The sequence below is a fragment of the Streptomyces sp. NBC_00984 genome, from assembly GCF_045162475.1.
GTDB lineage: Bacteria > Actinomycetota > Actinomycetes > Streptomycetales > Streptomycetaceae > Streptomyces.
Genome location: NZ_CP108734.1, coordinates 5,014,453 through 5,032,226, shown reverse-complemented (window position 1 = coordinate 5,032,226; position 17,774 = coordinate 5,014,453). Strand labels below are relative to the sequence as shown.

Below are 17,774 nucleotides of genomic sequence, written 5' to 3'. Positions count from 1 at the left end.
CGCACAAATGAAAAAGGCCCCGCTGAGCAGGGCCTCATAAGACAGATCAAGAAATGGATCGGGGAAGGGATTCGGCCGGACCGGGGCAGGTCGACCGCCCATGGCGCCTGTGGCGCCTCAGGGGAGCAGGGGCGGCATCGTCATGGCTGCACTGTCACGGGCGTCTTCGGCCAGCTCATGCGGATCACTCCGCCGTTGGCTCCCGATCTGACTTCCACATCATCGACAAGGCCGCTGATGACCGCGAGACCCATCTCGTCCTCGCCACCGGCGTCACTCTCGTGATCCGGCTCATCGAGCCCCGCGCCGGGCGTGGCGCCGCGTGTCGCGGAGCCTCCGACGGGTCCGCCGAGAGCGGGATCGTCCCCCGGTCCGGGCACCTCGTCGCCGACCTCGACGGAGAAGGACTTCTCCTCCTCGTTCAGGACGACGGAGACGGGGGCGGTGATGCCATGACTGCGGTGCAGCCCGACTGCGCGACTGCAGGCCTCACCGACAGCGAGTCTGACCTCGTCGAGCACGGCTTCGTCGACCCCTGCCCGGCGCGCCACGGCGGCTGCCACGAGGCGGGCCGTCCTGACGTGTTCGGGCTGGGCGCTGAAGCGGAGTTCAACTGTGGTCATGCGATCCCCCTCAGACGTACGGGCGTGCATCCCAGGGACCCGGGCACGCTGCCCGCTGTCCCTGCTCTTCTTCTGGTCTCTTCCGGTCTTCTTCCGGTCTTCTTCCGGTCTTCTTCCGGTCTTCTTCCGGAACCGACGGCTTTTCTGCCCGAACCGATGACTCCGTCGGCCCCGACGGTTCGCCGGTCGTGTCGTCGGCCACCGGACATCCGACCGGAGCCGACGTACAGCCGACCGACGCACAGCAGGCCGAAACAGAGCCGCCGACCTGCCGGCAGGCCTCCGTCCGGCAGACCGGGCCACTCGCGAGCAGCCGATCACCGGACGCCCGGCCGACGGACGGCCGAACGACGGATCACCGGCCGACTGCCGACGGCTCGCCGACCGACTGGCCCACGTCCCGTCGAACACCGTCCGGTCCGGTTGTCCGGCCGTTCGGGGCGCCGGTCACCCGGCTACCCGATCCTCCGGCCACCCGGCCGGTCGACTGTCCGACCGGCCGATCGGTCCGCCTCATGGCAATCCGCCATCAGGCACGCCCACGCCGCACCGGCCGCCTGGCGGGCAGCTGGTGCGCCGACTGGGTACCGAACCGGCCTTCGGCCGATCCGCCTGGCGGACCGACCCGGGCCGACTGTCAGTCGGTGGCCGCAACGGCCTCGTCGACCGTGGTGTGAATCGGGAACACCTTGGTCAGACCAGTGATCCGGAAGATCTTGAGAATGCGCTCCTGGTTGCAGACCAGGCGCAGCGAGCCCTCATGGGCCCGGACACGCTTCAGGCCGCCCACGAGCACGCCGAGGCCGGTGGAGTCGAGGAAGTCGACGCCTTCCATGTCGACAACCAGGTGGTAGCTGCCGTCATTCACCAACTCGACCAACTGCTCGCGCAGCTTGGGCGCGGTATACACATCAATCTCGCCACCGACCTCGACGACCGTACGGTCGCCACCAGGGCCGGACACATTGCGAGTCGACAAGGACAGGTCCACGGATCCTCCAGCACCTTGCTATCGAGCGGTCGCCCCTCGGTCTCCCCGGCGGAGCCAGGGAACGGATCGCCAGCCGCGATGGCATTCAATCACTTACCAGCAGCCATGCACGACGCCTTGGGACCATTGTCCGTCACGCCAGTGACACACTCGGTCCCGATGGCCAAGAATCACCGCCCCAGTCGACCACCCGGGAACAGCGACCCCAGACCCTCTCCCGCCATGGTCCTCGACCGGCTCGCCGCAGTGGCGGGCCGGTCCGCGCGCATCACTCATACGGAGCACTTGCCCCCGCGTGCGGGAACCCATGCCATCTGGCCCGATCGCATCCGGCCGGAAGTCGTCGCTGCGATCCACAAGGCCGGAATCGATCACCCGTGGGCGCACCAGGCGGCCGCCGCCGAGCACGCCCTGGACGGCGAATCCGTGGTCATCGCCACCGGCACGGCGTCCGGAAAGTCGCTCGCCTACCTCGCCCCGGTCCTCAGCGCCCTGCTCGACGGCTCCGAGGCCCCGAACGGCCGGGGCGCCACCGCCCTGTACCTGGCCCCCACCAAGGCCCTGGCCGCCGATCAGAGGCGTGCCGTGAAGCAGCTCGCGGCACCGCTCGGCAACGCCATCAGGCCCGCGGTCTACGACGGCGACACCCCGGTCGAGGAACGCGAATGGGTGCGTCAGTACGCCAACTACGTCCTGACCAACCCCGACATGCTGCACCGCGGGATACTCCCGTCCCACCCCCGCTGGTCCTCCTTCCTGCGCGCCCTGCGCTTCGTCGTCATCGACGAGTGCCACACCTACCGCGGTGTCTTCGGCTCCCACGTCGCCCAGGTGATACGCCGTCTACGGCGCCTGTGCGCCCGTTACGGCGCCGATCCGGTCTTCCTCCTCGCCTCCGCCACCGCGGCGGACCCCTCGGTCGCGGCCGGCCGCCTCACCGGCCTCCCGGTCAAGGAGGTCGCCGACGACGCCTCGCCCCGCGGCGAGCTGGTCTTCGCGCTGTGGGAGCCGCCCCTGACCGATCTGCACGGCGAGAAGGGCGCCCCTGTCCGACGCACCGCCACCGCCGAGACCGCCGACCTCCTCACCGATCTCACCGTCCAGGGCGTCCGCTCGGTCGCCTTCGTACGCTCCCGGCGCGGCGCCGAGCTGATCTCCGTCATCGCGAAGGAACGCCTCGCCGAGGTGGACCGCTCGCTGCCGGCCCGGGTCGCCGCCTACCGCGGGGGCTATCTCCCCGAGGAACGCCGCGCCCTGGAGCGCGCCCTGCACTCCGGGCAACTGCTCGGACTGGCCGCCACCACGGCCCTCGAACTCGGCATCGACGTCTCCGGCCTCGATGCCGTCGTCATCGCCGGCTATCCCGGCACCAGGGCGTCGCTGTGGCAGCAGGCGGGCCGCGCCGGGCGCTCCGGCGAGGGCGCCCTGGCCATCCTGGTGGCCCGCGACGACCCGCTGGACACCTTCCTCGTCCACCATCCCGAGGCGCTGTTCCAGCAGCCCGTGGAGTCGACCGTCCTCGACCCCGACAATCCGTACGTCCTCGCCCCCCATCTGTGCGCCGCCGCCGCGGAGCTCCCCCTCACCGAGCCGGACCTGGAACTCTTCGGCCCGGCCGCGGCCGAACTGCTGCCGCAGCTGGAGGCCGCGAAGCTGCTCCGCAAACGGGCATCGGGCTGGCACTGGACCCGCCGCGAGCGCGCCGCCGACCTCACCGACATCCGTGGCGAGGGCGGCCGCCCCGTCCAGATCGTCGAGGAGGGCACCGGCCGGCTGCTGGGCACCGTCGACGAATCGGCCGCGCACACGGCCGTCCACGAGGGCGCCGTCCACCTCCATCAGGGCCGCACCTACCTGGTCCGGAAGCTGGACCTGGAGGATTCGGTGGCCCTGGTCGAGGAGGCCGGCCCGCCGTACTCGACCACCGCACGCGACACCACCTCCATCGCCGTCCTGGAGACCGACACCGAGATCCCGTGGGGTGACGGGCGGCTCTGCTACGGCTCCGTGGAGGTCACCAGCCAGGTCGTCTCCTTCCTGCGTCGCAGGCTGATCACCGGCGAGGTCCTCGGCGAGACCAAACTGGACCTGCCGCCCCGCACACTGCGCACCCGCGCCGTCTGGTGGACGGTCACCGAGGACCAGCTCGACGCCGCCCGCATCAACCCGGAGATCCTGGGCGGCGCCCTGCACGCAGCAGAGCACGCGTCGATCGGGATGCTGCCGCTCTTCGCCACCTGCGACCGGTGGGACATCGGCGGCGTCTCCGTGCCCCTGCACCCGGACACCCTGCTGCCCACGGTCTTCGTGTACGACGGCCACCCGGGCGGTGCCGGATTCGCCGAGCGGGCCTTCCGCACCGCCCGTACGTGGCTGACCGCGACCCGCCAGGCGATCGCGTCCTGCGAATGCGATGCGGGCTGCCCGTCCTGCGTCCAGTCCCCCAAGTGCGGCAACGGCAACGAGCCACTGCACAAACGCGGTGCCGTGCGCCTCCTCACCGAACTCCTGCGATCCGCACCTCCGGACCCGGGGGAGCCAGGCGCTGCGGAACCGCCGGAGGCGGAGGCGGCGCGGCCGGAGCCGAGCCCTGCGGAGCCGATGGTGCCGGAGTCGGCGCCGGCGGAGGCTGGGTCGGAGGCAGCGGCCCGGGAGAGCCGGGAGCAGCCGCCGGAGGGCCGGCCCTCGACCTGACCGCCGGTGCGTACGGCCCGAAACTCACCCGGGCCGTCACATCGGCGATCTCCCCGCGCACCGCACACCGGACCACCACGGCTCCCTGCGCCGCGGCCACCTTCCCGGCGGCCCCACACGCCGCCCCAGGGCCTTGCAGGGCCCGGTCGGCCGCAGCCAGGGCCGCCAGGTCCGCCGCACCGCCCGCCCGGTGCCGGACGGCCACCACCTGCCCAAGGGCCAGCACGACCGCGAACACCGCGCACAGCGTGGCCGTGGTCATCGCCACCCACACCGTGGCCAGGCCCCTGTCCCCGTCCGCCGACTGCCTGCTCCTGCGCAGCCGCACAAGGGCGACGTCACGCAGCCACGCATAGGCAGTGGCACGCAGCCGCGCATGGGCAGTGGCACGCAGCCATGCGCGGGCGGCTGCACGTCCCGTCTCGACCGTCCGGACCGTCCGGGTCATTGCGTCACCCCTACCGTGTCCTCGGCCAGTGCCGCCGCCTCCGCGTGAAGCGTCAGGGCCAGCGGGCCCGGCCCCGGCATCGACGTCGCCACCCGTACCCGCCACAGCTCCCCGGCCCGCTCCATCGCGACTTCGGCCCCGCCGGGTGCCGCCGAACGGGCGGCTTCCAGCACCTGCGCCTCCGGCTCCGAACGGGCCGCCGCCCTCGCCCCGGCCCTCGCCGCGTCCACGCACCGGATCTGGGCGGATGCGGCCATCAGCGCCCAGACCAACGCCAGGGCGAACAGCACCAGCGCCGGAATCGCCATGGCCGCTTCCGCCGTCACCGCACCCCGATCCCTTCGGGCCCCTGCTCTCCCGCCCCCGACACGGGAACGCCCTCCGGCGAGCGCCCCGGGGCCGCTCTCAGAACTTCGCATCGAGCGCGTCCTTCAACAGCGACTGCAGTGCGGACATGACCGGCTGGCTGGTGACCACCTTGTAGAGCACCGCCGCGAACGCACAGGCCGCGATCGTCCCCACCGCATATTCGGATGTCGTCATTCCGCTGTCCGACCGGACTCGGCGTGCCATGCCGCGCAGCCAGTCCTTGATTCGCCGCACCATTTCAACCCCCGTGGAATTCTTAATTCATGCCGAATGGATTTCTACTCATACTTTTCGGTCATCCGGTGTGAAGCAGCCCGGTCGCCAGACCGATCACCACCGGTGCCACCCCGACTGTCAGGAAAGCGGGCAGAAAGCAGAGTCCGACCGGAGCGGTCATCGCCACGCCTGCCCGCTGGGCGCGCGCCACGGCCGCACTCGCACGCTCGGCCCGCATCGCCTCGGCCAGCCGAGCCACCGGCTCCGCCGCCGGAGCTCCGGTCGACCCCGCCCGGTCCAGGCAGCGGGCCAGCGCACCTGCACCCGGTATCTCCCCGAACCGCCCCCAGGCCTCCGCAGGTTCACCACCGAGACGGATCTCCGCGGCCGTCCGCGCCAGGCGCACGCCGACCGGCCCGCCGAGCGACTCCCCCACCGCCTCGGCCGCCTCCCGGGGCCCGGCCCCGGCGGAAATGCAGGCCGCCAACAGGTCGGCCGCCAGCGGGAGCTGGCGCGCGGCCTCCGCCAACTCCGCAAGCCCGGCCCCCGGTTCGCGTCCGCCTCGGGCCCGTTGCCACCGCCAGACGCCGTACGCTCCCACGAGCCCCGCCACGCACCCAGGCAGGCCGCCGATCAGGACCCAGCCCGCCGCCACAACGCCCAGTGGCGCGATCCACTCCTTCGTCCGGGCACCGAGTATCGCGTGTCCCCGCCCGCGCCGATCCTTCGGCGAGACGATCGCCAGCAGCACCGCGCCCCGGCGGCGCACTGTCCGCCTCCGCCGCAGTCCTGCCAGCGCAAGGGCCGGACAAGCGACCGCGCTCAGCACCGCGCACACCGCCGCCACCCGGTGGACGGCTTCGCCGGTGACCGCGCTCATGCCGCCTCCCCCGCCCGTACGATCCGGCCGGCCCAGCAGAGCCCGGCCGCCTCAAGCACTCCGCCCGTCGCCAGACAGACGAGCCCGGCCGGAGTGTGCAACAGCACCCTCAACGGATCGGCCCCGAGCGCCGCCCCCAGCCCCAGACCCAGCACCGGAAGCAGTGCCAGCACGGCCACCGTCGACCAGGCACCCGCCAGTTGGGCCCGTAATTCCTCGCGTCTGCGCAGCTCGGCCCGCAACGCGCCCTCCAGGCGGTCCAGCCCCGCCGCGAGCCCGGCCCCACCGTCGGCCGCCACCCGCCAGCAGGCCGCCACCCCGGCGAGACCGTCCAGACCCGGCTCCCGTGCCGCCTGCCCGAGCGCCCCCGGCACATCACCACCGAATCGCGCCGCGGCAGACACGCCGGCCTCCGCCGCCCCCATCACCCCGGTGCCGCGGACGGCGACGAGCAACGCCCGACCCGGTTCGTGTCCGGCCCGCAGCTCACCCACGACCGCGCCGCAGAGCGCCACCACCCCGGCCGCCCGGCGTTCCCGCTCCTTGCCCCGGGCCCGCCTCCGCAGCCACCGCCGTACCAGCGGTACCGCCACCGCACCGGCCAGCAGCGGCAACACCGACTCCCCCAGCACGGCGACGACCAACGCCACCGGAAGGCAGAGCCACTCCCGCCGCTCCCCCGACCACTCCCGTACCCGCGCCCCGGTCCGCTCCCAGCACACACGCAGCGGCGCCCGAACCGCCCCGTCGGCGAAGAGCACCCGGGCCCTCCGCCGCCCGTGGTCCTGCGCCGCCATCAGCCAGGCCGCCGCCCCGACGCACAGGACCACCGCACAGCTCACGCCCGCCGACAGCCCCGTCGGCGCACCCCCGGTCACAGCGCACCCCCGATCAGCGACCGCAGCCGCTCCCAGCCCCGCTCCCGCCCGAATCCATCGGTGCCCCAGCACAGCGCGGGCACGGTCACCACGAGCCCCGCCGCGTCCCGCTCCAGAACCTGCACCTCGGCGATCCGCCGCTGTCCGGCCCGGTCCCGCACGAGATGGACCACCACCGACAGCGCGGCCGCCAACTGGCTGTGCAGCGCCGTCCGGTCCAGTCCGGCCGCCGTCCCCAGTGCCTCCAGACGGGCCGGTACGTGCTCGGCCGCATTGGCGTGAACCGTCCCGCAGCCGCCTTCGTGGCCAGTGTTCAGAGCGGCCAGGAGTTCGGTGACCTCGGCACCGCGCACCTCCCCGACCACCAGCCGGTCGGGCCGCATCCGCAGCGCCTGCCGCACCAGGTCCCGGAGCGTCACCCGGCCCGCCCCCTCCTGGTTGGCGGGGCGCGACTCCAGGCGCACCACATGGGGATGGTCCGGCCGCAGCTCCGCCGAATCCTCCGCGAGCACGATTCGCTCCCGCTCCCCGACCGCACCCAGCAGACTCGACAGAAGAGTCGTCTTCCCGGCCCCCGTCCCTCCACTGATCAGATACGAGACCCGGGCCTCCACCAGGGCCCGCAGCACCCGGTCACCGCCCGGCGGCACCGTCCCGGCCGCGACGAGCTCCGTCAGCGAGAAGGCCCTGGGCCGCACCACCCGCAGCGACAGGCACGTCGAACCGACGGACACCGGCGGCAGCACGGCATGCATACGGGTGCCGTCCGGAAGCCTCGCGTCCACCCAAGGGCGGGCGTCGTCCAGCCGTCGCCCCGCCACGGCGGCCAGCCGCTGCGCCAGCCTGCGCACCGCGGCGGCATCCGTGAAGGTCACCCCGGTGAGTTCGAGCCCGCCGCCCCGGTCCACCCACACCCGGTCCGGCGCGGAGACCAGCACGTCCGTCACCGCCGGATCGGCCAGCAGCGGCTCCAGCACCCCGGTCCCGACCAGTTCGCCGCGCAACTCATCGGCCGCACCGAGCACTTCGGCGTCCCCGAGCAGCCGCCCCTGGGCCCGCAGCGCGGCCGCGACCCCGGCCGGCGTCGGTGCCGTGCCGTTCTGGGCCAGCCGCTGTCGTACGGCATCGAGCAGCGTCTCCGTCATGACGCACCTCCGGCGGCGCGCCCCCCGGCGCCCTCCGGAGCGAGCGCCCGCTCCCAGAACGCCGCGCAGAACCTGGCCAGCGGACCGCGCGCGCTGCCGCCCGGCGGCGTACCGCCGTCCTGAGCGGCCGACAGCCCTGCGTCGAGCGGGAGTTCACCGGCGAGTGGCAGCCCCAGCGCCTGCGCCACCCACCGTTCGTCGAGGCCCGCCGCGTACGGCCCGCGAGACACCACCCGCAGGTCGTCCAGGACCATCCCGGCCATGGACGCCACACGCTTCGCCGCCGCTACCGCGCGAAGCTCCCCCGGTACCACCAACAGCCCGAGGTCCAGCTGCGCGAGCGCCTCGGCCACCGACTCGTCGACCCGGCGCGGCAGATCGACGACCACCACCCCGCCGAGCCGGCGTGCGGCAGCCAGCACGGCCCGTATGGCCTGCGGCGGGATGACCACCCAGTCGTCGCGGCCCCAGCTGAGCACCCGCAGCCCATGCAGCGCCGGCAGTGATTCCTCCAGCGCTCCCCCGCCGACCCGCCCCTTGGAGTGGGCGAAATCCGGCCATCGCATCCCCTCGGCCCGTTCGCCACCGAGCAGCACGTCGATGCCGCCGCCGAGCGGGTCACCGTCGATCAGCATGGTCCGCCGCCCGGCCCTCGCCGCGGTCACCGCGAGGGCGCAGGCCAGCGTGGACGCACCGGAGCCGCCCCGTCCGCCGATCACTCCCACGGTGAGCGCCGGCCGGCCCACGCCTTCCGCCGCATTGGCGATCTGGTCGACGAGCCAGCTCTCCGAATCGGGCAGCCTCAGCACATATTCGGCCCCGATCTCCACGGCGCGGCGCCAGACGTCCGGGGCGTCCTGATCCCGGCCGACGAGCATCACGCCCCGCCTGCGTTCCGCCCCTCGGCATCGCTGGGCGGCATCGTCGCCCACGAGAACCATCGGAGCCTGCTCCCAACTGCCTCTGTTCTCGGGCAGCGAGTGATGAACTTCCGGTTCCGCTCCAGCGGCCGCACACAGCCGCAGCAGATCGTCGAGCAGTTCCACATCCTCGGTCACGATCAGCGGTCCGCCCCGCCGCGCTCCGGCGGCCGGCAGAGGATCCCGTGCGATGGACTCGGCCACGATCTCCGCCCCCTTCCCCACTGCACCTTCATCGCGGTTCGCGGTGATCTCGGAGCGTTCCGGGATCGGCGATTCCACAACCCGCGGACTTCGCGGTGGAATCACCGTGCAGCGCTTCGGAAAATCGTGTGGATCTTGCTCGAAACCTGTGGACAACTCCACCGTTGTGAATATCTCCGTCGCTCATACCGGCGACTTCCGGAGCGCAGCACTTCCGCTACGCACCGTGACGAGTCATGGTGGTGGGGGACGGAACGAGAAGCGGGCCGTCGCGGCCGAAATGGAGTCGGAATGCTTGATTTCGAACGACAGAAACGCGTCCGGACATGCGACGACCCCCGCCGGGGGGGAGAGCGGGGGTCGTCCCCACGGCCGACTCGGGGGGGGAGGAGCCGGACCGGGTTAGCACGGTCGCGAACGATCCGTGACTTCCATGGTGTACCCGAGAGCCTTCTCAGGCAAACCCACGCGCCAGAGTTTACGCCGAATGATGTCCCCCTATGCTCTGCCTTGTGGAAAACCGCTTCTTGCCGCGCACAGCCGCCTTCTTTGACCTGGACAAGACGGTCATTGCGAAGTCCTCGACACTGACCTTCAGCAAGTCCTTCTACCAAGGCGGACTGATCAACCGCCGCGCTGTACTGCGCACTGCGTACGCACAGTTCGTGTTCCTTGCCGGGGGTGCGGATCACGACCAGATGGAGCGGATGCGGGAATATCTCTCGGCGCTCTGCAAGGGCTGGAACGTCCAGCAGGTGAAAGAAATCGTCGCCGAGACCCTGCACGATCTGATCGACCCCATCATCTACGACGAAGCGGCGACGCTCATCGAGGAGCACCACACCGCCGGACGCGATGTGGTGATCGTTTCGACCTCGGGCGCCGAGGTCGTCGAACCGATCGGCGAGCTGCTCGGCGCCGACCGGGTCGTCGCCACCCGAATGGTCGTCGGCGACGACGGCTGCTTCACCGGCGAAGTCGAGTACTACGCGTACGGGCCGACCAAGGCCGAGGCAATCAGGGCCCTCGCGGTGTCGGAGGGGTATGACCTCTCACGCTGTTACGCCTACAGCGACTCCGCCACGGATGTACCGATGCTGGAGTCGGTCGGCCATCCGCACGCGGTCAATCCGGATCGCGCGCTGCGGCGCGAAGCAACCCTGCGCGAGTGGCCGATTCTCGTCTTCGACCGACCGGTCCGGCTCAAGCAGCGGCTGCCCACGTTCTCGCTGCCGCCCCGTCCGGCATTGGTCGCGGCGGCAGCGGTGGGCGCAGCCGCCGTCACGGCAGGGCTGGTCTGGTACACCTCCCGCCGCCGCGCCACTACGGGCTCCGCCTGACGCACGACGGCTCTGCCTGACGCACGCTCCGGGCGGCGGTCCGGCATACGCCGACCAGGCCGGCGTCGAATTATCCAACTCGCCCGTAATTGAACCCAAAAGTAAAGAAGTAGGGCCAGCACTACCGCTCACCCCGGCTCTGGAGTACAAATGACTCAACGGCCCGCGAGACCAAGGACATCCGAGAGGATTACCTGTAACGCAGAGACGGCCCCACGGACCGAGCATGAAAACCGAGCACCCACGCGACGTCGACCCGTCGATTACGGGCCAGCCGCACCAGGGAACGGGCAAAGCATCCCGACCTGATGGGCATATATCGAGGACGCATGGTAACTGGGTAGACATGCCAGCGGCGGTACCGAGGACGGTACCGCCGCAACCCTTTTGTCGGGCACCGAAGTCGACGCGGTGAAGACAATTCGGTGGAGTTACCGCGATGAAGTTACTTCGGTGGATTTATCGCGAAGCACACCGCGACGCACACACGGTGTCGAGCTCACCACAGCAATCCGGCCGTTCCTGCCGTTCCCTCTTGCGCGGCTCCACTGTTACGCGGCTCCGCGCTGCAGCGCCTCGCACACCGCCGTCGACTCCCTGACGCCCAGCTCCACGGAGCGTCCGCAGTGCGTGATCCAGGCCGCCATCCCGTCCGGCGTTCCCGACAGATAACCCTCGAACGCCGCGACGTACGCCGCCCGCCCCAGTTCGGCATGGCCCACCTCGGCGGGGCAGATCGATTTGGGATCGAGGCCGCTCCCGATCAGCACGATCCGCTCAGCGGTCCGCGCCACGAGGCCGTTGCACGAGCCGAAGGGGCGCAGTGCCAGCAGTTCACCATGCACGACCGCCGCCGCCACCAGCGCAGGCGCCGAAGTACCCGAAAGAATCAGCCCGGAGAGTCCCTCCAGCCGTCCGGCCACCTCGTCGGCATCCGGCAGCGGCGCCTCGATCAGCGGCTCGTCCACAGGCTCGCCCGCCAGCCTCGGCCGGCCGACAGCATCGTCCGGTGCCGCCCCGCCGGCCGCGACCAGATGCAGCCGTGCCAGCACCCGCAGCGGTGACTGCCGCCAGATGGACAGCAGTTGACCCGCTTCGGCAGTCAGCCTCAGGGCCGCCCCGACCACATGCGCCTCACCATCACCACTGAAGTCGGTGCGCCGGCGCACCTCCTCCAGATTCCAGTCTGCTCCCGACAGCGCCGCCGAGCCACGGGCGCCGCGCAGCGCCGCTTCCGCGGTGACCTCATTGCTGCGGCGCCGCATGACGCGGTGACCGTAGACCCGGTCGACGGCCTTGCGTACGGAGTCCACCGCATCGGCGACGCCCGGCAGGGTGCCGAGGGCGGCAAGCGGATCAGAGGCAGTCGTACTCATAGGTAACGAGGCTACGCGCCCGCTGCGCCGATACCGCCCGGGAGTGGCCTTCTTCACGAAGTGCGACAGCAGAACGCGATCATCCCGCTACCCTAGGTGAACATGAAGATCGCTTTCGTGGGGAAGGGCGGCAGCGGCAAGACGACGCTGTCCTCGCTCTTCATCCGCCACCTCGCCGCCAATGAAGCCCATGTCGTCGCGGTGGACGCCGACATCAACCAGCACCTCGGGGCCGCGCTCGGCCTCGACGACCAGGAGGCCGCCGCGCTGCCCGCCATGGGAGCGCACCTGCCTCTGATCAAGGAGTATCTGCGCGGCAGCAACCCCCGTATCGCCTCCAGCGAGACGATGATCAAGACGACTCCGCCCGGCGAGGGCTCCCGGCTGCTGCGGGTCCGCGAGGACAACCCGATCTATGACGCGTGCGCCCGTGCGGTCCGGCTCGACGACGGGGAGATCCGGCTGATGGCCACCGGGCCGTTCACCGAGTCGGATCTGGGCGTGGCCTGCTACCACTCCAAGGTCGGCGCGGTCGAGCTCTGCCTCAACCATCTCGTCGACGGTCCCGACGACTATGTCGTCGTTGACATGACAGCGGGTTCGGACTCCTTCGCCTCGGGGATGTTCACCCGCTTCGACATGACGTTCCTGGTCGCGGAACCGACCCGTAAGGGCGTCTCGGTCTATCGCCAGTACAAGGAGTACGCGCGGGACTTCGGGGTCGCGCTGAAGGTCATCGGCAACAAGGTGCAGGGCGAGGACGATCTGGAATTCCTGCGCGCCGAGGTGGGCGACGACCTGCTGGTCAGCGTCGGGCACTCCGACTGGGTACGGGCGATGGAGAAAGGCCGCCCTGCTCGCTTCGAGCTGCTGGAGGCGGACAACCGGATGGCTCTGCAGGCGCTGCAGAATGCCGCGGAGGACTCGTACGAGCAGCGGGACTGGGGGCGCTACACGCGGCAGATGGTGCATTTCCATCTGAAGAACGCGGAGAGCTGGGGCAATGAGAAGACGGGCGCCGACCTGGCCGCCCAGGTCGACCCCGCCTTCGTTCTCGACGAGCGGTACGCGCAGGACAGCACCGCTCAGCCCGCCTGAGCCCGCGGCACCCCCGCCGGAAGGGTTCGCGCCTCCCCGCCGGGAACCGTTGCACCCTCGGGTGCCGGACGGGATCGGCTCTCCGACCCGTCCGGCACCCGACGCGCGGCCCTGCTGCCCGGCCCGTCCGGCGCACGACGCGCCGGCCGCGGCCGAAGGCCGCCCAGCTCAGCGGCCGTGCTCGCCGGTTCCTTGGTCACGCTTGTCGGCCCCCGCCGCCCGGCCGGCCCCGGAAGTTCCGGCTCCGTCGAGGAACGCGGTCCATCCCTTCTCGGGTGACTGGCCGACGTCGAGCGTGCCGAGCTTCGCCAGCGTCGCCGGGTCCTGCGCGTCCAGCCAGTCCGCCAGCTGCCGGAAGGACACGCAGCGCACACCCTCCTTGGTGCAGACCGTCGCGATGGTCTGCTCGACGGCGCGCATGTAGGTGCCGCCGTTCCAGGACTCGAAGTGGTTGCCGATGATCAGCGGGGCGCGGTTCCCGTCGTACGAGCGGTCGAAGGCCTGGAGCAGACCGTCACGCATCTGGCTGCCCCAGTACTCGTGCTGGTCCGGGTCGCCCTGCGTCGTACCGGACTGGTTGAACATGAAGTTGTAGTCCATCGAAAGGGTCTCGAACGCCCGGCCCGGCACGGGGACGAGCTGCATCGAGAAGTCCCAGATGCCACCCTTCTTCTTGGGCCAGACCTGGTTGTTGACCCCACTGGAGTCGTAACGGAAGCCCATCGTCCGCGCCGCGGCCACCATGTTCTTCTGCCCCTCCAGGCAGGGGGTGCGGCCGCCGACGAGCTCCTTGTCGTAGTCGAAGGGAAGCGGCTTCTCCCTTTCGAGGCCGGGGTCGTTGGTCTTCCAGTTCTTCACGAAGGACTTGGCCTGGCTGATCTCGCTCTTCCACTGATCGACGGACCAGTCGCCGCCGCCCTCGGGACCGCAGAAGTGCCCGTTGAAGTGGGTGCCGATCTCGTCACCGTCCTCCCAGGCCCCGCGCACCTGGGTGATGGTGTTCCGGATTCCCTCGGTGTCGTTGAAGCCGATGTCCGAGCTGCCGGTGTTGTGCTTCGGCGGGTCGTAGAGCTCCCGCTTGCCCTCCGGCAGCATGTACACGCCGCTGAGGAAGTACGTCATGTTCGCGTGGTACTTCTTCCCGACCTCGCGGAAGTGCGAGAACAGCTTCTGGCTGTCCTCGCCTGCGCCGTCCCACGAGAACACCACGAACTGCGGGGGCTTCCGACCGGGCGCCAGGCGCTTGGGCACGGGCTGCTTCGGCTGGCTGCCGGTGAAGGCGGTGGAACCGTCACCGATGAGCCGGAAAACGCTCTTGGGCGCTGCTTCAGGGGCTTCCTTCTTCGCCCCGGCGGCCTGTTTCGCCGCTTCCGGTCCGGCGGCTCCGCGGGCGGCATCGGAGGAGCACCCGGCCACTCCCGCAGTCAGTGCGACAGCCACGACACCCAGGGCGACCCGCCCGGCGACAGCCTTCCTCGCGGCACCTCTCCTCGTCACGACTCTCCTCGCGGCGACTCTCGTCGTGGCGGCCACCATCCGCCCACCCTCTTCCTTGCAGGTCATTCGCGTCGAAGTGCCGACACGGCGCGGTCAAGTTCGCACACGGCTCCGCCGGATCAGCACGACAGGCCGAATGGAAAGATGCCTATTCACTTGAATGGGTGATCAAACGGTCCATTTGACCTCAAGCATGGACACAGATCTTTACTCTCCATTACGATCTGTTTACTGAGAGTTGAGAAATCCCGCCGCTGCACGCCGTGACCCAAGGCCGCGTCCCCACATTCCGCGACCGCGCTGCCCCGGAGGAGACGGGAACATGTCTGCTTGCGTCCCCACTCGTCACAACCGCACATCCCGCAGTTCGCGCCCACCGCGCGCCTCGGGAGTCAAACGACCACACAGTCCGCCGCCACCGCGCGGTGGGCGATTCCGCATCGCGGGCGCCGATCTGTCCGCATCGATCACGGTCTTCCTGCTCGCCGTCCCCATGTCGCTCGGTCTCGCCGTCGCCATGGGCGCCCCGCTGGAGGCCGGCCTCATCTCCGCCGCGATCGGCGGCATCGTCGCCGGACTGCTCGGCGGCACCCCTCTCCAGGTCAGCGGCCCGTCCGCCGGACTGACCGTGGTCACGGCCGAGTTGATCCAGATCTATGGCTGGCGCACCACCTGCGCGATCACCATCGGCGCCGGGCTTCTGCAGATCCTGCTGGGCTCACTGCGGGCGGCGCGCAGCGCCCTCGCCGTCAGCCCCGCCATCGTCCACGGCACCCTCGCCGGCATCGGCGTGGCCATCGCACTCGCCCAGCTGCACATCGTGCTCGGCGGCTCGCCGCAGAGTTCAGCCGTCGCCAACGCCCTGGCGCTCCCCGACCAGTTGGGCCGAGTGGGCCCGGCCGCCCCGCTCATCGGCATGCTGACCATCACCGTCCTGGTCCTGTGGCCGCGGATTCCGGGCCGGATCGGGCGCGCTGTACGACGGATTCCGGCCGCTCTCGCCGCGGTGGTGACCGCTACGGCGGTGGCTGCGATCGTCGCCCCCGGAATCGCCCGGGTCGATCTGCCGTCCTGGCGCTCGCACGCCTTGCCGGAGATGCCGCACGGCCCCGTACTCACCCTGGCCACGGCCGTGTTCACGGTGATGCTGGTGGCCAGCCTGGAGTCGCTGCTCGCCGCGGTGGCCGTGGACAAGCTGTCGGCCGCGCCCTCGTCCTCGACTTCGGCCACATCACCCGACTCGCCCGCCTCGCCCACACCGCCCACACTGCCCGCCAGACGCTCCGATCTCGACCGTGAGCTGCGCGCCCAAGGCATCGCCAACACCCTGTCCGGGCTGGTGGGCGGGCTGGCCGTGTCCGGCGGAGCGGTGCGCAGCTCGGCAAACGTACGCGCCGGGGCGACCGGGCGCGCCTCCACCGTGCTGCACGGCGTCTGGGTGCTGCTCGCCACCGGGCTGCTGGTCACCGTGCTGGAGTGGATCCCGCTGGCCGCGCTCGCCGCACTGGTGATGATGGTCGGTATCCAGATGGTGAGTTTCGCCCACATCCGCAACGTCCATAAGCACCGCGAATTCCCGGTGTACGGGGCGACGATCACCGGCGTGGTCCTCTTCGGCGTACTGAAGGGTGTGGCGATCGGCATCGCGGTGGCGGTGGCGGTCGCCCTGCACCGGCTGGCCCGGACCCGGATCACGGTTACCGATCAGGGCGGACAGCATCTGGTCGTCGTACGAGGACAGTTGACGTTCCTCGCGGTTCCCCGGCTCAGCCGTACGCTGGGCCAGCTGCCCCAGGGCGGGAATGCCGTCGTCGAACTGGACGGCTTCTTCATGGACCACGCGGCGTACGAGGCGATCCAGGACTGGAGCACTGCACAGACCGCCCACGGCGGCAGGGTCGTGTTCACCGGCAGGTCCGGTGGCCGGATCGCCGAGCCCGCCTCGGCGGCGCACTCCTGCTGCCGCCCCTGGACACCATGGCGCAACCATCACTGCCACGACGGGCCCGGCCTGGCGCCCGAAGCCGACCACGGCCTCGACACCCCCTTCATCGGCGCCCACCCCGGCACCGTCCACCTCGGCACATCCCACAGCACTTCCACACCCACACCCACACCCACAGCCGCATTCACGCCTGACCACGCCCTCTCCCCTGCCCCCACCTCCGGCCCCGGCCCCGGCCCCGAGCCCACTCCTGGCCCGGCCCCCGCAGCCCACCGTCTCCCCGGCCGAACGGCCGACTCGCACTCCGGCACTGCCCGCCGGGTCGGCGTCAATCGACTGATCAGCGGCCTGAGTTCCTTCCAGCGCAACACCGCTCCGCTGGTGCGCGAGGAGCTGGCCCGGCTGGCCGTCGAGGGTCAGCGCCCGTCCCAGCTCTTCATCACCTGCGCGGACTCCCGCCTGGTCACCAGCATGATCACGGCGAGCGGCCCGGGTGACCTGTTCACCGTGCGGAACGTCGGCAATCTGGTGCCCCTGCCGAACGCCGAGTCGGGTGATGACTCGGTGGGCGCGGCGATCGAGTACGCGGTGGACGTACTGAAGGTGGAGTCCATCACCGTCTGCGGGCACTCCGGCTGCGGAGCGATGCAGGCACTGCTCGGCACCAGACCGGACCCGGAGACTCCGTCCACGTCCCTGTGGCGGTGGCTGAGACATGGGCTGCCGAGCCTGGAGCGGATGGCGTCCCGGCACCACGCCTGGGCCCGGATCTCCGGACGGCTGCCGACCGATGCGCTGGAGCAGCTCTGCCTCACCAATGTGGTCCAGCAGCTGGACCATCTGCGGGCTCATGAATCGGTGTCGCGGCGGCTCGCCGAAGGTACGCTCCGGCTGCACGGCATGTACTTCCATGTGGGCGAGGCACAGGCCTATCTGCTGACCGAGGGGGCGAGCAGCGGGCTGGAGCTCGACGAGGTCTTCGACCGCGTGGGCCCCGGCGATCCCGCCGGTTCCGGCGAGTTGGAACGGACCGGCGTCTGAACCACCTTCGCCCCGGGTCCGTGAGACCTTGTGGTCCTGCCTCCGCACTGCGCCGCACCTCGCCACATCGCATGCGGGCGCGGGACGGTGTCTCCATACACGAGACACA

14 protein-coding genes and 1 pseudogene are annotated in these 17,774 nt (G+C 70.8%); 4 read left to right on the top strand and 11 right to left on the bottom strand.

The window, feature by feature from the left end:
* Nucleotides 1-140 precede the first annotated feature (140 nt).
* Nucleotides 141-623, bottom strand: a complete 483-nt coding sequence (locus tag OG520_RS22485; protein WP_399329380.1) for an ATP-binding protein — start codon at nt 621-623, stop codon at nt 141-143.
* 637 nt (nt 624-1,260) lie between these two features.
* Complete coding sequence (locus OG520_RS22480) at nt 1,261-1,614, bottom strand: STAS domain-containing protein (protein ID WP_003967428.1); 354 nt, start codon at nt 1,612-1,614, stop codon at nt 1,261-1,263.
* Nucleotides 1,615-1,692: 78 nt separating this feature from the next.
* Here OG520_RS22480 and OG520_RS22475 point away from each other — a divergent pair, with 78 nt between their 5' ends.
* Complete coding sequence (locus OG520_RS22475; protein ID WP_406014373.1) at nt 1,693-4,308, top strand: DEAD/DEAH box helicase; 2,616 nt, start codon at nt 1,693-1,695, stop codon at nt 4,306-4,308.
* Between the two features lie 43 nt (nt 4,309-4,351).
* On the opposite strand, the pseudogene OG520_RS22470 reads toward OG520_RS22475, so the two are convergent.
* The 7 genes and pseudogenes from OG520_RS22470 to ssd all read right to left on the bottom strand — a co-directional run.
* Nucleotides 4,352-4,570: pseudogene (locus OG520_RS22470) on the bottom strand (Rv3654c family TadE-like protein); the annotation flags it as partial.
* 182 nt (nt 4,571-4,752) lie between these two features.
* Entirely contained in the window at nt 4,753-5,175 is a 423-nt protein-coding gene (locus OG520_RS22465; protein ID WP_406014372.1) for a TadE family type IV pilus minor pilin, read from the bottom strand.
* Entirely contained in the window at nt 5,162-5,362 is a 201-nt protein-coding gene (locus OG520_RS22460; protein WP_399329377.1) for a DUF4244 domain-containing protein, read from the bottom strand. Before OG520_RS22460 ends, OG520_RS22465 begins: the two co-directional genes overlap by 14 nt.
* Nucleotides 5,363-5,420: 58 nt before the next feature.
* Nucleotides 5,421-6,221 (bottom strand): type II secretion system F family protein, encoded by an 801-nt coding sequence (locus OG520_RS22455; protein WP_406014371.1) that lies wholly within the window; start codon nt 6,219-6,221, stop codon nt 5,421-5,423.
* On the bottom strand, nt 6,218-7,099 hold the full coding sequence (locus OG520_RS22450; RefSeq protein ID WP_399329375.1) for a type II secretion system F family protein: 882 nt from the start codon (nt 7,097-7,099) through the stop codon (nt 6,218-6,220). Before OG520_RS22450 ends, OG520_RS22455 begins: the two co-directional genes overlap by 4 nt.
* Complete coding sequence (locus OG520_RS22445) at nt 7,096-8,244, bottom strand: TadA family conjugal transfer-associated ATPase (protein ID WP_406014370.1); 1,149 nt, start codon at nt 8,242-8,244, stop codon at nt 7,096-7,098. The genes OG520_RS22450 and OG520_RS22445 overlap by 4 nt, the downstream gene beginning before the upstream one ends.
* Nucleotides 8,241-9,302, bottom strand: a complete 1,062-nt coding sequence (ssd, locus tag OG520_RS22440; RefSeq protein ID WP_406016540.1) for a septum site-determining protein Ssd — start codon at nt 9,300-9,302, stop codon at nt 8,241-8,243. Before ssd ends, OG520_RS22445 begins: the two co-directional genes overlap by 4 nt.
* 566 nt (nt 9,303-9,868) lie before the next feature.
* On the opposite strand from ssd, the gene OG520_RS22435 reads away from it, so the two are divergent.
* On the top strand, nt 9,869-10,708 hold the full coding sequence (locus OG520_RS22435) for an HAD family hydrolase (protein WP_385326044.1): 840 nt from the start codon (nt 9,869-9,871) through the stop codon (nt 10,706-10,708).
* A gap of 551 nt (nt 10,709-11,259) precedes the next feature.
* On the opposite strand, the gene OG520_RS22430 is transcribed toward OG520_RS22435, so the two are convergent.
* Nucleotides 11,260-12,084 (bottom strand): oxidoreductase, encoded by an 825-nt coding sequence (locus OG520_RS22430; protein ID WP_406014369.1) that lies wholly within the window; start codon nt 12,082-12,084, stop codon nt 11,260-11,262.
* Nucleotides 12,085-12,186: 102 nt separating this feature from the next.
* Here OG520_RS22430 and OG520_RS22425 point away from each other — a divergent pair, with 102 nt between their 5' ends.
* Entirely contained in the window at nt 12,187-13,182 is a 996-nt protein-coding gene (locus OG520_RS22425) for an ATP-binding protein (protein WP_406014368.1), read from the top strand.
* A 168-nt stretch (nt 13,183-13,350) separates the two neighbouring features.
* Here the strand turns inward: OG520_RS22425 and OG520_RS22420 are convergent, their stop codons facing one another.
* Nucleotides 13,351-14,679, bottom strand: a complete 1,329-nt coding sequence (locus tag OG520_RS22420) for a hypothetical protein (RefSeq protein ID WP_406014367.1) — start codon at nt 14,677-14,679, stop codon at nt 13,351-13,353.
* Nucleotides 14,680-15,001: 322 nt separating this feature from the next.
* Here OG520_RS22420 and OG520_RS22415 point away from each other — a divergent pair, with 322 nt between their 5' ends.
* The gene (locus OG520_RS22415; protein ID WP_406014366.1) at nt 15,002-17,665 is read left to right on the top strand and encodes a SulP family inorganic anion transporter; all 2,664 of its coding nucleotides are present in this window, start codon (nt 15,002-15,004) and stop codon (nt 17,663-17,665) included.
* Nucleotides 17,666-17,774: the final 109 nt, after the last annotated feature.

What these genes read in the sequence shown, in the direction of transcription:
- OG520_RS22485 (WP_399329380.1), bottom strand. Translation starts at nt 623, where the DNA reads ATGACCACAGTTGAACTCCGCTTCAGCGCCCAGCCCGAACACGTCAGG.
- OG520_RS22475 (WP_406014373.1), top strand. Translation starts at nt 1,693, where the DNA reads ATGGCATTCAATCACTTACCAGCAGCCATGCACGACGCCTTGGGACCA.
- OG520_RS22465 (WP_406014372.1), bottom strand. Translation starts at nt 5,175, where the DNA reads ATGCGAAGTTCTGAGAGCGGCCCCGGGGCGCTCGCCGGAGGGCGTTCC.
- OG520_RS22460 (WP_399329377.1), bottom strand. Translation starts at nt 5,362, where the DNA reads ATGGTGCGGCGAATCAAGGACTGGCTGCGCGGCATGGCACGCCGAGTC.
- OG520_RS22455 (WP_406014371.1), bottom strand. Translation starts at nt 6,221, where the DNA reads ATGAGCGCGGTCACCGGCGAAGCCGTCCACCGGGTGGCGGCGGTGTGC.
- OG520_RS22445 (WP_406014370.1), bottom strand. Translation starts at nt 8,244, where the DNA reads ATGACGGAGACGCTGCTCGATGCCGTACGACAGCGGCTGGCCCAGAAC.
- OG520_RS22435 (WP_385326044.1), top strand. Translation starts at nt 9,869, where the DNA reads ATGCTCTGCCTTGTGGAAAACCGCTTCTTGCCGCGCACAGCCGCCTTC.
- OG520_RS22430 (WP_406014369.1), bottom strand. Translation starts at nt 12,084, where the DNA reads ATGAGTACGACTGCCTCTGATCCGCTTGCCGCCCTCGGCACCCTGCCG.
- OG520_RS22425 (WP_406014368.1), top strand. Translation starts at nt 12,187, where the DNA reads ATGAAGATCGCTTTCGTGGGGAAGGGCGGCAGCGGCAAGACGACGCTG.
- OG520_RS22415 (WP_406014366.1), top strand. Translation starts at nt 15,002, where the DNA reads ATGTCTGCTTGCGTCCCCACTCGTCACAACCGCACATCCCGCAGTTCG.